13 protein-coding genes and 1 pseudogene are annotated in these 16,706 nt (G+C 40.9%); all 14 read right to left on the bottom strand.

Translation table 11 applies throughout. The features are described from left to right. Positions 1 to 393 precede the first annotated feature (393 nt). Positions 394 to 1,254, bottom strand: a complete 861-nt coding sequence (locus ABMY41_RS19395; protein ID WP_004589262.1) for a copper resistance protein B — start codon at positions 1,252 to 1,254, stop codon at positions 394 to 396. Continuing rightward, positions 1,251 to 3,074 (bottom strand): copper resistance system multicopper oxidase, encoded by a 1,824-nt coding sequence (locus tag ABMY41_RS19390; protein WP_039972484.1) that lies wholly within the window; start codon positions 3,072 to 3,074, stop codon positions 1,251 to 1,253. Before ABMY41_RS19390 ends, ABMY41_RS19395 begins: the two co-directional genes overlap by 4 nt. Before the next feature lie 27 nt (positions 3,075 to 3,101). Next, positions 3,102 to 3,572, bottom strand: coding sequence for a nuclear transport factor 2 family protein (locus tag ABMY41_RS19385; RefSeq protein ID WP_008467847.1), 471 nt, complete (start codon positions 3,570 to 3,572; stop codon positions 3,102 to 3,104). 15 nt (positions 3,573 to 3,587) lie between these two features. Next, complete coding sequence (locus ABMY41_RS19380; protein WP_063528226.1) at positions 3,588 to 4,475, bottom strand: CopD family protein; 888 nt, start codon at positions 4,473 to 4,475, stop codon at positions 3,588 to 3,590. Positions 4,476 to 4,494: 19 nt separating this feature from the next. Further along, on the bottom strand, positions 4,495 to 4,842 hold the full coding sequence (locus tag ABMY41_RS19375) for a copper resistance CopC family protein (RefSeq protein ID WP_010558032.1): 348 nt from the start codon (positions 4,840 to 4,842) through the stop codon (positions 4,495 to 4,497). Between the two features lie 24 nt (positions 4,843 to 4,866). Beyond that, positions 4,867 to 6,699 carry a 2Fe-2S iron-sulfur cluster-binding protein gene (locus ABMY41_RS19370; protein WP_024596190.1) on the bottom strand — a complete coding sequence of 611 codons (1,833 nt, stop codon included), beginning with the start codon at positions 6,697 to 6,699 and terminating at the stop codon, positions 4,867 to 4,869. Next, a complete protein-coding gene (locus ABMY41_RS19365) occupies positions 6,699 to 7,370 on the bottom strand; it encodes a PepSY domain-containing protein (RefSeq protein WP_235381756.1) in 672 nt (223 codons plus the stop codon). The genes ABMY41_RS19370 and ABMY41_RS19365 overlap by 1 nt, the downstream gene beginning before the upstream one ends. A 28-nt stretch (positions 7,371 to 7,398) precedes the next feature. After that, positions 7,399 to 10,563: an efflux RND transporter permease subunit gene (locus ABMY41_RS19360; RefSeq protein ID WP_063528224.1), complete on the bottom strand. Its 3,165-nt coding sequence runs from the start codon at positions 10,561 to 10,563 to the stop codon at positions 7,399 to 7,401. Positions 10,564 to 10,578: 15 nt separating this feature from the next. Then, the gene (locus ABMY41_RS19355) at positions 10,579 to 12,351 is read right to left on the bottom strand and encodes an efflux RND transporter periplasmic adaptor subunit (RefSeq protein ID WP_235374237.1); all 1,773 of its coding nucleotides are present in this window, start codon (positions 12,349 to 12,351) and stop codon (positions 10,579 to 10,581) included. Continuing rightward, on the bottom strand, positions 12,351 to 13,778 hold the full coding sequence (locus ABMY41_RS19350) for a TolC family protein (protein WP_235378252.1): 1,428 nt from the start codon (positions 13,776 to 13,778) through the stop codon (positions 12,351 to 12,353). The genes ABMY41_RS19355 and ABMY41_RS19350 overlap by 1 nt, the downstream gene beginning before the upstream one ends. Further along, positions 13,778 to 14,275, bottom strand: coding sequence for a DUF411 domain-containing protein (locus ABMY41_RS19345; protein ID WP_063528221.1), 498 nt, complete (start codon positions 14,273 to 14,275; stop codon positions 13,778 to 13,780). Before ABMY41_RS19345 ends, ABMY41_RS19350 begins: the two co-directional genes overlap by 1 nt. Positions 14,276 to 14,382: 107 nt before the next feature. Next, positions 14,383 to 14,742: a hypothetical protein gene (locus ABMY41_RS19340; RefSeq protein WP_235378251.1), complete on the bottom strand. Its 360-nt coding sequence runs from the start codon at positions 14,740 to 14,742 to the stop codon at positions 14,383 to 14,385. A 119-nt stretch (positions 14,743 to 14,861) separates the two neighbouring features. Continuing rightward, positions 14,862 to 16,078, bottom strand: a pseudogene (locus tag ABMY41_RS19335) (IS4 family transposase). Between the two features lie 288 nt (positions 16,079 to 16,366). Beyond that, a partial coding sequence (locus ABMY41_RS19330; protein WP_235378250.1) for a transposase occupies positions 16,367 to 16,706 on the bottom strand: 340 nt, incomplete at its 5' end.

Raw genomic sequence — 16,706 nt, 5'->3', positions numbered from 1 at the left:
AAATCAAAACACACCGCCAAGTGAAAGAGCCGTAAAAACTTCACGCGCTTTAAGTCAGAAAAAAGACTAGTTACCTCTTGCTTGACTCGCCCTTGAAAGGGTGAGATTGCGCAAGCCTAATGTTCAATGGCGATGTTTTTTGGCTTGACTCTTTAACCTTAAACATTCGCCAACTTTACTTCTTAGCTGATATTCCACCTTGATAGGTATACACCAGACTGGCACCGACTGAAAACAAGAAGTAGCTTACTATTACTGCTCTTAGTTCTTTCCAAAAAACTATTAGCTAGGCCTTTCCTAACATAACTAAAATGGTTTAAATCCCAAAAAACGAAAGCTACCATCAATATAGTTGCGGTAGCTCTCATCAAGTCAATATAGTATTTCTTCACATCAGAGCCAGAACTTGATACCTGCAACAAAAGCAGTATCACGCGTACTTTGCCCATTTAACTTCGCAAAGTCGGCTGTATTACCAAATTTATTTGTCCACTCAACGCCAACATAGGGAGCAAACTGGCGGGTAAACTCATAACGAACCCGAAAACCAATAGCACTGCTAGATAAGCCACTACCAAGGTTATTTTGGACGTCATCCTTACCGTAAAGCGTCAACTCTGCTCGTGGTTGAACAATTAACTTTTGAGTAAGTAATAGCTCATACTCAGCTTCGATCGAAAATGCACTATTACCTTGCTCTCCTAAATACGCAGTCATATCAATTTCAAACCAGTAGGGGGCTAGACCTTGTAAACCAAAAGCTAGCCATTTGCGGTTTTCACCTTCGTTATTGTAATCAAGTCGAATACCGACTTGTGTATCCCAATAAGCAGATATTGCGTGGCCCCATAGAAAATCTGTTTGGTTCTCCTCTAAATTACCTTCGCTAAAATCTCCCTCAGTTTTGATGACTAATCTATCAAAAGTAGTGCCATACCATGCCTGAAAGTCAAAAACACCTGCGTTTGTTTGCTCATTATATTCAAGACGATCCCCTAGTAGCGCGTAAAATGAATGCTCATCTGCCAAAGTCAGTCGTTTGTCGCTACTGAGTGCATAAGGACCTTCAGTCAAAGTTGTACCTGCTGCATAAGCATGGGGGTCTCTAGCATCTTTAGGTGCATCTCCACCTTGTGCTTGCATTTTAGAATCACCCATCTCAGTCATCTCATCTTTTGCAGATACAGATACACTTATAAGGGGCAAACCTATTAATAATAGTCTTAACGTATTGGTTAGTATTAATTTTTTCATGATACAACTACCTCTCTAAACATACCTGCATCCATGTGGAATAATAAATGGCAATGCCATGCCCAGCGACCTACGTCATGAGGTGTTGTTAAAAAACTAATTCTTTGCGCTGGTTGTACAGGGATAGTATGGCGACGAACCTGTACATCACCTTTTTCATTCTCCAAATCGCTCCACATACCATGCAGGTGCATGGGATGTGTCATCATTGTATCGTTTTGTAAAATAACTCTTAAACGTTGATTATGCTTCATGTGAACTGGCGTGCTTTTTCCAAATTCCAAGCCATCAAATGACCAGCTATAACGCTCCATGTTTCCAGTTAAATGTAATTCAATTTCAGCCTCTGGCTCTTGCTGGTTTGTAATTCCCTCAAGAGAATGTAAATCTGCAAGTGTTAAAACACGGCGTCCATTTTTACGTAAACCTATACCGGGATCATCAAGGTTTGTTCTAGGCATATCAACACGCATATCAACAGAAGCTCCATACTCTGTTTTTGCATGACGCACTTTAGTGCTAGCAACAGCTAATGGGTTTTTAGTCATTCCATGTTTACTATGATCCATTGCCATCGCTCCATGACCCATTGCACTATGATCCATTTTATTAGAATTCATGCCCGACATGTCTGCCATACCTGCCATCGCGGAATGCTCACCACCTTGGGCCATATTCCCCATCATATCTGTCATCGTTAACCATTCAACGGGATCTAGAGCAGGTACTGGTGCATCAATATTAGGTGCCATTGATAAAGTACCTTTAGCATAACCTGAGCGATCCATGCTTTGTGCAAAAATCGTATATGCATCATTTTTTGGCTCGACAAGTACATCATAAGTTTCACCGGGACCAAATCTAAATTCATCTACTGTCACAGGTTCAACATTTTGTCCATCAGCTTGTACAACTGTTAACTTCAGCTCAGGTATTCTTACATCAAAAAACGTATTGCTAGAACCGTTAATAAATCTAAGCCTAACCTTTTCGCCAGCTTTAAACATTCCACGCCAGTTTGTCAAAGGCGCACAACCATTCATTAAAAAAGTCATTGCAGATGCTGATAAGTCTGCAAGATCTGTAGGGTTCATTCTCATTTTATTCCACATTTCCCGGCGTTGTAGCGCATTTGAAACGCTGCTATTTGAAATGTCATCAAAAAACTCTGGAACAGTAGGTTGATTAAAGTTAAATACATCGCTCTGTACTTTTAACTTGCGAAACAAATCCATTGGGTCATCATCAGTCCAATCAGACAATTGGATGACATGCTCATTGTCAGCACTAATAATATCCTTTTCTCTTGGCTCAATAATTAATGCGCCGTACATACCTGTCATTTCTTGAAAACCACTGTGTGAGTGATACCAATATGTGCCGCTTTGTTGCAGCTTAAATTTATAAACAAAGGTTTCACCCGGCATTATACCTTTAAAGCTAATACCCGGTACGCCATCCATTTGATACGGAAGAATGATCCCATGCCAATGAATTGAACTCGGCACTGATAATTTATTCGTTACCCTGATAGTAACGTCATCACCTTCTCTGAGGCGCAAGGTAGGAGCTGGTATTGAGCCATTGATTGTTGTAGCCATTCTTACAACACCTGTGAAGTTTACTGGTGACTCATCTATCACCAGATCTATGACTTCCCCACTTAGTTCGGGCGCAGTACCTGTTGAAGTTCCAGCAAGCAAAGATGAAGCTGCATGAAGAACACTTGGAAAAGCAGCTAATACACCGCCAGCAGCTAATCCTTGTACAAAGCGTCTACGTGGCGTAGAAACTTGATGTAATGGATTGTTGTTTCTCATTTTACTCTCCGTTGTTTGACCAATAAATTAATGTGACCAATGAATGTGCTTAATCTTCCATTCACCATTTTGTTTTTCCAGCACCATCGTTTCCATGCCTTGATAATCGCGTTCAACACCTTTATGAGTACCTGTAGTTTGACTGCGCGACGCAGAGATAGCGGTATTTCCAAGTATCGTCACTTGATGTTCAAGTGTGTCGCTCTTCATCGCTGCTAAATACTTCATATCCGACAACATATGATGATGAGCATATTCATCAGCGCTCCTTTCAACGCGGCCTCCCTCGAAGATGGTGACATCATCCGCTAACTGCGCTCTAGCCTGTTTTTGATTGCCAGTTTCAAGTGCTTGATGAAATGCCAAAACAACTTTTGCGGCTGGGGTATCTATACCTTTAAACAAACCTTTGTCTTTGTTCTTATCACCATGAGCGTTTGCTGCGAAACTAAACGTCATTAATAAAACGAGTAATATATTTATTGTTTTCATTTTCATTCTCTCTTTTAGGTTTTAATTTGCAGGGCCAACAACACTAGTAAGCCCAGCCGTTACAGATAAAATGGCAAAAGCTACTACCATTTCTATCGAGATAGATTTAGATAAAGCCTCTCTGCCTTGACTATTTTTAAGTTGTGGAACGAGTATTAGTTTATGTTTAGCAGCAAGTGCCAAAATAGACACTACAAGGGCCAATTTAAACAACAGTGTTTGTCCGTAACTTGAGCTTATTAGTGCATCAAGACTTCCGACCAATTGAATCACGAGCCAGAGGCCTGCTACCAACAATAGGCTCAATGTAAAACTTGCTTGTTTGCCAAAGCTTTCCATCAGCAAATGAAGTTCTGCATAACTTAGCTGATGGCAAGCCTGTTTTAGTGGCAATAACGCCCCAAACCACCATGCCATAACGAGCACATGCAAAATAAGCAAGCCTTTTTCAATTGTGCCTAACTCAGAAATATGACCCAGTAACGTGAATGAGTATGCAAGGATTAATAAACTCAACATTAAAGCGCTTTGTTTTAAGTACGAGTTCACAGCGAGTTTGAACCTTAAAGCTAAAGCGATTATTGCGGTAACTAGCCCAAGCGCTCGAAGCAAAGCTCCAGTGCCGACAGAGGAGTCCCACATAATAGCCAATATATCAGCGTCTATCGCCCCCTGAATTCCCTCTTCTGCCATTGCACCAGTACTGGCAAAGAACCAAGTAATATTAGCGATCAAAGCCATAACTATATAAGTTCTTGTACACGTTAAATTCGCGATTACAGCATTAGTATGAGATTCATTATTCTCAAATATTTGCCTGAAAAATGTATAACCAGCAATACAGGCAAAGCCGACGTAAAATACAATTTTTGACAGTACAATGACTGTATTCCAGATATACATTTCCATATCAATCACACCGCCTATTTTAGTGAACCATAAAGCCGAAGCTATGTTTCATTTTATGACCATCGTTACCTAAGAAGGTTACATCCACAGCATAGTTTGCAGGAGCTAATTTAGGTAGTTTCCATGTAAATTTGCTAGTAGCGACTTTAGAAGGCTCGAATCCAAATTTAAATTCTTCGCCTTGTTTATTGGCCAATGAAACTTTTACAACCCGTACCTCTTTGGTGAACACCAAAGTTAACTCTTCTGGAGGATTCATTAGCATTGCATTATCAGCAGGCACACTTTTTTCAAGATGCACATGCGCAAATACCGCACTACTAAAAACGACACTGATTACGGTTAAAAATTTAATTAGTTTTTTCATATTTACCTCTATTTATTTAATGGATTAACGACTAAATTTATCTTTGAAAATTTGATTACTTGGAATCCCAGCATCTGTAATTATTTTTTCCACTTCACTCATCATTGCTTCTGGACCGCACAAGTAAAACTCAGCCAAAAGCAGTTCTGATTTTTGGTTCATATACGGCAGAAGTACTTTTTGAACATAGCCTGAGTGCCCTTGCCATTCTTCTGAAGGATTAGAAAGAGTAGGAATATAAGAGAAGTTTTTATGCTTCTCACTCAGTGACTTCAATTCATTATGGTATAGCAAGTCATCTTCAGTTCGCGCACCATAGATAAGAGTCAAACCACTTTTATCTTTATGCTTTTTCAACTGTTCAAAAATAATAGACCTTAGTGGTGCAAGTCCTGAACCCGCACCTATAAACACGCGACTAACTTTTTTATTTGAAGTGGCATAAAAATCAGAAAAAGGGCCTTTTGCAGTTATCGTTTCACCTACTTGGAGTGAACCTAAATAACTTGAACCTATTCCTGCTTTAAAACCATTCTTTGCGGTCTGCCAACGGATATTAAACATTAACTCATCAGACTCCTCGTCAAAGTTAACTAATGAGTAGTGGCGAGTTACACCGTTATGAGAAAATTTTCCATGATAGTAGCTATCCCAGTATTTTTCATAGCACTCTGGCATATCATCTGGACGTAAGCTATTCATCCCTGCTGGCACATCAAATTGCATATATGCACCAGCTTTAAATGCCAACTGTTTGCCTGATTTCAGCTTAAATTTCACTTCCTTGATAAAAGGAGTAATGAAATTAGTCGCAACCACAACTAGCTCATGATTTTCAATATTGCGATCAGTATTAACTTCAATCGAACTAATTTCAGAGAACCTATGCTGACATCCAAGCCGATAACCTTCCTTAAGTTGCTCCTGAGATAAATGTTCCTGTTCAGATAGTGTGATAGGTAATTTAGTTGAACTTAAGAACACGCATTTGCCACAAGTACCGCCACCACCGCAACCTGAAGGAAGGTATACATGTGAACTAGCTAGCCCTTCTAGTACAGTTGAGCGACCAACTGCTGAGATGTCAGTAATAGTATTTTCATTGGAAAACGTCACTGCCACTTTTTGCCTGTTAGTGCCCCAACCTAGCTTCAGTAAACCACTTCGATACTGTTGTATCAGCCAAGTAACACCAGTAATTGAAAGGAATAGCGTTGCAAAAGCAAATGCAATGATCAACCAATGGTTAAATCCTCCAGAATTGCCATAGTCCATAAAGTGAAGCTTCATCATCAGATCTTTCAATCTGAAATCATCATTGGCATGGCGAAGTACTTGACCTGTAATACTATCTAAATAAATAGTTGTATTGTTCTCATCCTCAACGGCAACTTGCCACATAGGATTTTGCTGCCTTACGTGATCAGAAAACGGAGGTTGAGATAACACTGGAGTAGTTAACTTACCCTGTCCTGAGTAGGAGTTTTTTGCCAAAGTTAGTACTTGTTCTTCAGACAAATTAAATGGCTTTCCTGTTACAGCATCAAATAGCTTTGAGTGGCGTTCTTGATAGCTATGCTGCCCCTTATCGAACACAAAATGATAGTAAGGCTGATGTAAAACCCATATAAGGTTTACTTCCTGCGGAGCATTACTAGTAATGTCTTTAATAGGGAATAGGTCAAAGCCTGTAATGCTACCTTCATGATGAGAATGAACTCTAAGTTCATTACCACTGGCTTTACTGTGATCCATCAAATTGAAGTAAAGGCCCGTTCCCAACCAAATAAGCAGTTGTAAACCAACAAATAAAGAAAGCCACTTGTGTATCGTTGTATTTAACTTAAATAGTCGCATCAAATGACTCTCTTTTTATTTGGGGAAAGCACTCGGTAATAAGTCAATACTGCGCCAGTAATTGCTCCCATTAGACCTAGAGTTGCGACCAAGAACAAAAACCAGTTAGATACGTTTTCTCCATCATAGTAATCCATAATGTGGAACCGCCACATCCAATCAAACAATCGCCAGTAATCATGACGCTTGGCAACAAGTGATCCTGTTTGTTGACTTATATAAAATGTCGGTGTGGAGAATTGCTCAAACGTCACTCTCCAAACAGGTAAATGCCTTGGGGACAACTCAGCAGGCAAGTTTGTCGCTGACTTAATCAACCTTATGCTGTCGATTTGATGATTCAGCACATAATGGTATTGTGCGATTTCTTTAGCCTTGGTTTCATCTACAAGGGCCTGAACAGCTCCAGTTTTAGCATCTATTGCTACTTTTCCATTTTCTCCATTAATAAAAGAATACAAAGGACGGCCCATACTTTGAGTAAGTGTAACTTGGCTAGCTTTAGGATAATCCGCAGCTAGCTTTACAATGGAGTAATCCATACTTGCTAAATCTATTTTGGCTTCCTCACTCTTAGCCAAGGTTTCGCCGTGTATATAGTGAATATCCATAGTCACCATATACACACCAGTAATCGACCAGAAAAGGAATTGTATCCCTACAAATGCCATTAGCCATTTATGGTACTTCCTAGCTTTTCTAAGCATTGTTTTTTAGCTCCGAGTTAGAAAGTTCCTTGTTAAAGGCGTTTACTTCGGGCTTTTTAACGATTGAATAAATCGCGGGTAAAACAATTAGAGTTAGCAGGACTGCACTTGTCATCCCACCTACCATTGGTGCAGCAATACGACTCATTACCTCAGAGCCTGTTCCTGTACCATATAAAATAGGCATTAGGCCGATAATGATTGTCGCTACTGTCATCATTACAGGACGAACACGTAATCCAGCACCGTGCAATAAGGCATCTTGATATTCATCTTCTGAGATGAGTTCTGCTCGCTCTTTCGCTTTTTCCTTAAGTTCAGCGAGCGCCTGATTGAGATATACCAACATTATTACGCCAATCTCAACAGCTACTCCAGCCAGAGCAATAAAGCCTACACCAACTGCTACAGAGAAGTTGAACCCTTCTAAATACATCAACCATAACCCACCGATCATTGCCATCGGTAAAGTCACAATGATGATCGCAACTTCGCTAAACGCTCTGAAGTTCAAATAAAGCAAAATAACAATAATGGCGAGCGTCAATGGAACAACGTAAGTAAGCTTGGCTTTGGCTCTTTCCATATATTCGTATTGACCAGCCCAAGTAATCGAATAACCTGCTGGTAATATAAGATTTTTAGCTAAATGCTCTTTTGCACTTTCAACATAAGTACCTACGTCAACGCCCTCTATATCAATGAACGTCCAACCATTAATACGTGCATTTTCACTCTTGATCCCCGGAGGGCCTACTTCTACTTTTATTTCAGCTACGTCACCTAGTGCGATGCGTTGTCCATTTGGAGTGACAACAGGCAAGCGCGACAACTGCTCTGGAGAGTCACGATAATCTTGTGGGTATCGCAAGTTGACAGGATAACGCTCTTGACCTTCTACTGTTTGAGTGACATTCATCCCACCAATAGCAGTTGAAACTACTTGTTGTACGTCATCGATGTTTAATCCAAAACGACTTGCTTTCTCACGAGAAATATCAACTTTGATATATCGTCCACCTGCAACTCGTTCAGAATAAACTGAAGCGGTTCCTGTCACCTCAGGTAACAATTGCTCTATTTGTTGCCCTATCTCTTGAATCGTATTTAAATCAGCTCCTGCTACTTTAATACCTACTGGCGTTTTAATACCTGTTGCCAACATATCAATACGAGTTTTGATTGGCATAACCCAAGCATTCGTCAAGCCCGGAAACTTAACCAACTTATCAAACTCAGCTTTTAAAGATTCTGTTGTAACTCCCTCACGCCACTCTTCTTGAGGCTTCAACTGAATGAAGGTCTCAATCATAGTTAGAGGCGCGGGATCAGTTGCAGTTTCAGCTCTTCCTACTTTACCAAATACTGTTTCAACTTCTGGCACTGTTTTAATTAGCTTGTCTGTCTGCTGTAGAATTTCTCTTGCCTTACCAATAGAGATCCCCGGATATGTAGTCGGCATGTACATTAAATCTCCTTCATCTAGAGGAGGAATAAACTCGCTACCAATCTTATCAACAGGCCAAAAACCGACGATAGTCACTAATATTGCTGCTACAATTGTCGATTTTGGAAACTTCATTACTTGCTTTAAAACAGGCATGTAAATAGCAATTAGCAATCGGTTTAACGGATTTTTCTTTTCTGAAACAATTTTGCCTCGAATAAAGTACCCCATTAATACAGGCACCAATGTTATCGCTAAGCCTGCTGATGCAGCCATTGCATATGTTTTTGTGTAAGCAAGAGGAGAGAACATTCTTCCTTCTTGCGCTTCCAAAATAAATACAGGCAAGAATGAGACTGTAATGATGAGCAAACTAAAGAATAATGCAGGACCGACTTCACTTGCCGCCTTTGAGACTATTTGCCAACGATTTTCATCTGTTAGCGGTGTCTTTTCCATATGTTTATGCATATTTTCAATCATCACTATTGCGCCATCTGTCATCGCACCAATTGCAATAGCGATACCACCTAATGACATAATATTCGCATTGATACCTTGCATATGCATGATGATAAATGAAGCTAAGATGCCAATAGGTAGAGTGACAACTGCAACAATCGAAGATCGCAAATGAAACAGAAATGCAACACATACAATCGCGACGACAGCAAGCTCTTCGAGCAATTTACTCCATAGGTTTTCTACCGCCTCTCCTATTAAGCCAGAGCGATCATAAACCGTAACTATTTCAACTCCTTCGGGTAAACCTTTTTTTAACTCTTCTAATTTGGCTTTTACTCCATCAATGGTTTTTTGTGCGTTTTCACCAAAGCGCATAACAACCACACCACCAACAACTTCTCCTTCACCATTAAGTTCCGCGATGCCCCGTCTCATTTGTGGACCTAAGTTAACTTCTGCCACATCGCCAATAGTAAGCGGCGTTCCTTGTTCGTTCACACCGAGAGGGATCAACTCTATATCTGAAATACTTTTGATATAGCCAGTAGCGGTAACCATGTACTCTGCTTCAGCCATTTCAACAACAGAGGCACCTGTTTCTTGGTTACCACGCTTAAGGGCCATTTGAATGTGACTAAGTGGTATACCGTAGGCTCTTAACTTATCGGGATCGACTTGTATTTGATATTGTTTAACCATTCCACCAACGGCAGCAACCTCTGACACTCCGGGGACAGTTTGCAATTCATATTTTAAGAACCAATCTTGAATACTACGCAATTGGCTAATATCCAAGTTGCCCGTTTTATCTACAAGAGAATATAGGTAAACCCAGCCAACACCTGTCGCATCTGGCCCTAGTTGTGGACGCGCACTAGCGGGTAGTGAAGGGGCTACTTGACTTAAATATTCAAGTACTCTGCTCCTTGCCCAATATAAGTCAGTGTCTTCGTCAAAGATGACGTAAACAAATGAGTCACCAAAAAATGAATAGCCACGAACAGTAACAGCGCCGGGAACAGACAACATTGCAGTTGTCAGTGGATAAGTAACCTGATCTTGAACAACTTGCGGTGCCTGACCGGGGTAATTCGTTTTAATTATTACTTGAACGTCAGATAAATCTGGTAGTGCATCAACAGGCGTATTCTTTATTGAAAATAGCCCACCACCAATCAAAATTAAGGTAGCTAAGATAACAAAGAAGCGATTGCCAATTGACCATCTAATAATTGATTCAATCATTATTTTTCTCCCAACTTAATGATTCGAGTGATCAACGACCGGCTTATTTTCCTTGCCGTGTTGTTCATCTGATTCAAGAGAAATGTCAGTGATAACTAAGTCATCCCTAACCTCAAAAGTGAAAGTGACATTATCACCAACATTGAAATCAACTATTTCTATATTGTCCGCGACGATAAAATCCATCGTCGCAGCAGGTCTATCCCACTTCTCTATTGGGCCTCGGCTAATATTTAGAATCCGTGTATCAATATCAATCGCATTAATTAAACCTGATGCTGTTGCTGATGATACTTCTTCACTCATATCAGCAGGCTCACTCATGATATGAATTCCAGTAACTTCATATCCACCCTCTTCGGTTTTGCTCACTTCAAAGTGCAAAGATTGACCTGACTTTAATGAGTCAATATCGACTTTTTCAGCCACAGTAAAATCCATAACCATTTCAGGCCAATCCCAAGCCTCAGCAGGACCATGAGTAATATTAACCATACGATGTCCCGCCATGACGCTGTTGATTTCGCCTTCCATCCAAACAGAGCTAGGCACTTCGTCATGAGTCATTCGTTTAAAATCAGAGTTTTTACTTGATTCAGAATCAATCAAGAATTGAGCAGATGTCACCACAACATCATCTTCATTAAGACCCTCTAAGATTTCGATACTATCGATATCAACCCGGCCAATTGTCACTTCGATAGACTTAAATTGCCCATCCCCCAAGGCAAGTACAACTCTGTCTTGTTTACCTGTGCGAATGACGGCTTCTTTAGGTACGAGTATCGTGCTATCAGCTTGATTAGCGTGAATAGAGACTTGTGCAAACATGTTTGGTTTTAATTGATAGTCTGGGTTGTCAAACTTCAGTCTCACTCTGAGTGTGCGTGTTTTACTATTCAATGTTGGATAAACATAATCAACGACACCAGCCCAGTCCTCTCCGGGTAAATAATCCAGTGTCATTGATACAGGAAGTCCCTCTTTAATTAAGGCTGCGTCACGTTCAAACACTTCTGCTTCAACCCAAACTTGATCTAGCTGACCAATGCTTAATATGGTGTTTCCCGGCTTTACATAAAAACCCTCTCTAATCTTCAAACCATCAACAACACCTGCCTGAGGGGAGTAAAAGGTGATGTTTTGCTGAACCTTTCGTGTCTTTTCTAGCTTTTGAATAAAGTCTGCTGAAAGCTGTAACGCTTTAAGCCGATCTTTGGCCGCCGCAATTAAGGAACTATTATTGCGCTTTATAGCTATTAATAGTTCTTCTTGCGCGTTAACTAGCTGAGGAGAATATAGTGTATATAGAGGCTGCCCTTTCTCAACAGGATTACCTGCGGCTTTGACGTAGAGCTTTTCTATCCAACCATCTACACGTGGATGGATGTGAATTAGCTTATCTTCATCATATTGAACGTAACCTACGGTTGATATTTCAGTATGCATATTTTTAAGCTCAACAGGAGCAGTGCGAACCCCAAGATTATTCACTACATGAGGCGCGATTTTTACGGCTCCGGGGCCAAAGTCATCACCAGATGATCCTTCTTCATACACAGGAATTAAATCCATACCCATAGGCGACTTACCGGGCTTGTCACGACGGTAATTAGAATCCATCGGTGCAACCCAATACAGCGGTTTTTTCTCTCCTGATGTAGCTTCATTGCCATTACCGCTTGAACCTGTACCTTGATATAAACTTAATGCTCCAGCACCTAGTGCTGCCCCAATGATGATGGCGGCTACTAGTTTCAAATTTGGTGTTTTAGTATTCGTTGACATTATTTTTCTCCAAATTGCTGATTGGATAAGTGTTGATTCATTCTGTGCGAAGTGTGCATTGGCTTATGCTCAGCATTTGAGTTAGTTTGAGAGTACGAAAAGAAATAGTTAATGCGAGCAACTGTTTTAAGTGCGTCAACATCAATTTTTAAGGCTGCTATTCTGGCATTTAATTCTGCGATTCTTGCTCGAACAACTTCGGCAAAATCACCATCATCGTTGGTGTAAGCCGTCAATGACGCTTCAGCTTGGTCATGCGTTTGTTTGAGAAGTTGTTTTTGATAAATAGACTGCCTGTCAGATAAACGTTTAAGCTGTCTAAGCTCCTTTTCCACCGCACTGATCATTTGTTTTGTCAGCAATAATTTCTCGGTTTTTATAGCTTCTGAATCAGCAATAGAAGCTGCAACTTGCTTATCTTGTCTATTCTCAGTGAACAAAGGCAAATCAAACGTTACCCCAACAGAAAATAAATCAGCTCGGCTATCACCAGAAGGCATATTGTCACGATAGGCATAGCTCGCATTGACACCCCATTGCGGCTCATATTGCTGTTTGGCTAACTCAACTCCTTTTTCTGAAGCTTTGCGTTTTACATCAATTGCAAGTATGGCTGGATGATTAGCAAGTTCCTGAGCCAATAGATTTCTTGAGTAATTAGATGCTTTTAGGACTGTTGGATTATTCAGAGTAATTGCAGGTAACTTTTTAGAAACCCTAAACTCTAATGGTTGCGCGTCAAAGTTGAATGATTCATTCAAACGATCCGCATCGTAAATATGAAGCCACTCATTGAGACGAGCGATTGTCGTTTCTAGTTTCTGCTTTTGCGAAGTTAATCTGTCATCTAACTGCACGATTTCCAACTGAGCACGAATAACATCTTGCTGTCTAGTTTTACCAACAACGTTTGAATAGCTAGCTTTAGCCACTTCCGCCATCTGCTCAAAAAGAGACCAATCATCTTCAATCAATTTAATAGTTTGTTGGGCTAAGTAAGCATCTAACCAAAGTTGTGACACTTGGCTTTTCAACTTAGCTTTACGATCCTCTCGTAACAGTGGAAATTTCGTGGACTCAATTTGTAACTGGTCTTTCTTGATCTCTAGACTGTCGCCTCTCGGAAACATTTGAGAGACGCCAACCTTTAGCTGAGTCATTCCTTCCTGATCTAAATCCCAAGTATCTGTTGGTAAATTCATTATCCCTAGCGATACTTTCGGATCAGGCAAAGTACCTGAAGCAATACTTCTATTTTCAACTGCACTTTGTTTCAACCGGCTACCATGAAGCCAAGGATCATTTTGCTGAGCTAAGGTGATAGCTTGTTCAAGCGACACTACTTTCTCAGCTTGAGCTGAGAATACAGATAAGCCGAGTATTAATGCAGTTGAAAGTGAAGTAAGGTTTGAAGAGTTCAATTTCATTAGAATTGCTCCTCGTATGTTTTAACTTTTGCATAGACTTTGCTCGTTCCATCTTTAAATAGAATTAACACGTTGTATGGCATAAAGCGGTCATCGACTTCCATACCGGGAGAGCCAACTGGCATTGCTGGAACTGAAAGCCCAATCGCATTGGGATGTTCTTCTGATAAGAACTGCTGAATAAATTTAGCAGGTATATGACCTTCAAAGGCAAATCCATTTCTACTCACTGCCGTGTGGCATGAACGGTAATTAGGTTTGATACCATACTTAGTTTTGATGTTGCCGATGTTTCGGAAATCTTTGGAATGCGCAACGTTCCCTTTGTCTTCAATATGAGTTATCCATTTTTTACAACACCCACAATTAGGGGTTTTATAAACGATTAACTCCAAAGGTGTTACGTCGTTATTGTGTGCATGGTTATGTTCGTTGGCGTTTGCAAACGCAGGTGAAAGCAGCATTACTACTGCTATTTTTAAATACTTATTGATCATTTTTGCCCCCAGACATCGCTGGAAAATATCTATAGCGCTACGACGCTATATTGACTAACAGAAAAATTAATTACATGTGCGCGAAATTTGGACGCACTAATCCTGTATTAGGCAAAAATTGGTGGACGATAAAGGGAAGTGGAAATTGAATGAGGTTGTTTAGATTGCAGAGCAGCTACAGATTCACTGAATATTTGAATATCTGTCGAATCAATACTGGAATTTAGGACTGTCGTAGATGAGCAAGCATTTGCAGGACAAATACATTCAACGTCACAACAATCTTCTGATTGACCATTACTGCTTTTATTCATATCACCATGGTTCATGTTCATGTTCATGTTCATGTGTGATTCGTGAGAACCTGATGACATTTCGCAAGACATAGCAGAATACGCAAATGCTTGCCCTACAAAGGCAACCAGCATAAGCGTTATTACTAAGACTTTTGAAAATGCTTTAGACATAAAATTCTCAAAAAAATATACATGGCCTATGCTAATACAAATTTTCGAATAAGTAAATTGATGTCATGTAAACATTTATGAATATTTGCTGAGGGATCCCCTCGAATTTGACCATAGTATCAGCTCTTTTCCAGTTTGATGACACCCCAGTCAAACTCTGCGGCCCAGAGCATGACTTGCCGTCTTGCCGCTTGTATCTCTTCTTCAGTTAAGCCCAGCTGGGCGGCCTTTGATAATCGCATTCCCAGGTAGTTAAATGAGAGTACTCGCCGATGTTTGATGCTGTTAGCCTGAAACTGCAAGTGCTTCCCGGCCAGCTCTGCCGCCAGCCCTATCATGTAATGCAACCAATTTGCCAGTGCCGCTAATAGCAACAGCACTTCCAATCGTTCGCGTTTATAAGTACGGTGGGCTTCGCTACCTAAGCCATAGGTCTGGCTTTTCTGGTCGCGGAAGCTCTCTTCTATTTGCATGCGTTTGCCGTAGCATTTGGCAATCTTCGTCGCGTAATCGAAGCAATTGGGCAAGGATGAGACCAACAACCACGGCTCTTTATATTGCTTGTGTTTGTCGGATTTTCGCAGCTTCCAACCGGTGCCCACCAGCACGGCTTGAGTGCGATATTGCTGGGCTTTGGTCAGCTTAACCTCACCCAAGACTTGGGGCGTAGGGCGTGCTTTTTTGTAGGCTTTGGCAACCGTGATATAGGCATCCTGGCCGGGTAGTTGCAGTGTCTGGTTGCCACGAACTCTGGCAATGTAATGCCAGCCGAGCTTACGTATTTGCTTAAACCACGGCACTTTAAAACCCGCATCGGTAATAATCACCGGCTTAAAGTCTGCCGGCAGTACCTGCTTTAACCGGTATAAAAACGCCCTGTGTACGTGTGGGCACGTATACTCGTCCATCGGCACAACAACTTGATGTAACGTCAGTGGGCGACCTTCTAGCGCCAGGCTGGCACGCAGGATAAAATGGCGCTTTTCGGTGTCGGCATTGCTCCAGTCCACTAAAATCAGCGGCTGTTTGCCCTGACGTAGCAAGCGGGTCATTTCGCCATAAATAAGCGGCGCCTCTGCTTGAAGCGCTTCATTTCTTAGCAAACGGTCAGCTCGTTTGATGCCGTGTTTTTCTGACGTTTCACTGTCAAAATTACGGCCGATAGCCGTTACCGTACATTGGCATTCTGCATCAAGCTTTGTACTGCCGCCCCCACAGCTAAAAATCGGGCTTTGTGCATACATTTGGGGGTGACAAATGAGAGGAAATCGGCGAGCATTGTTTTTACATTCATGGTTAGGTGTTTTTGGCGAAAGATCAGATCGGGAACTGCCATGAATGTTCCCTTCGCCTCTAACTATTTGTTTTATCTACGCCATTCGTGGGGATTCGTCAGCTATATTGCTTTAATTAAACTTACAAATACTTTTAGGTACATCTGATATTTGTGCAAGCTATAAATTCGTTGCTCACCATTGACTAGAAGTGTCCGCTTTTGGCACAGACTGTGTAAAAACTAATTTTTAATAAATTGTCTTGGGTATGTTCTTAGTTTGAAACCATTTAAGATGGTTGCGATCGATTTTTTCTCAGTATCGCAATTTTCTCCGCGCGAGCGAAACTGCTATGGCAACGCTACTCTAATTGCTTTACTTAGGCCGTTAACTCCCATAATTGTTATCATTCTTCTGAAGTTGTAAGCTAGGACATGAAGACTTATTTCTGTCCCCACGCTTTTTAAACCTCGTGTTAGTAAGTGGGTAGCTCCCATCCAGAGTTTAATTGTGCCAAAGGGGTGCTCAACAGTTTGCTTTCGATGAAGCATCAATTCAGGTTGATTCTTTAGCTTTTGAAGCATTTCTTCTGTCAGAATCTCATGCACCCACCGCCTTATTCGCCTAGGGTCTTTTTTAGAGTTAGTGCACTGACTTCTTATTTTACAATCTCGACAAGCAATGTGATTG

This window comes from Pseudoalteromonas sp. BZA4 (assembly GCF_040104395.1).
In the GTDB taxonomy this organism is placed as follows: Bacteria; Pseudomonadota; Gammaproteobacteria; order Enterobacterales; family Alteromonadaceae; genus Pseudoalteromonas.
The sequence above is the reverse complement of the archived record's forward strand: the minus strand, read 5'-3'. Positions and strand labels throughout refer to the sequence as shown.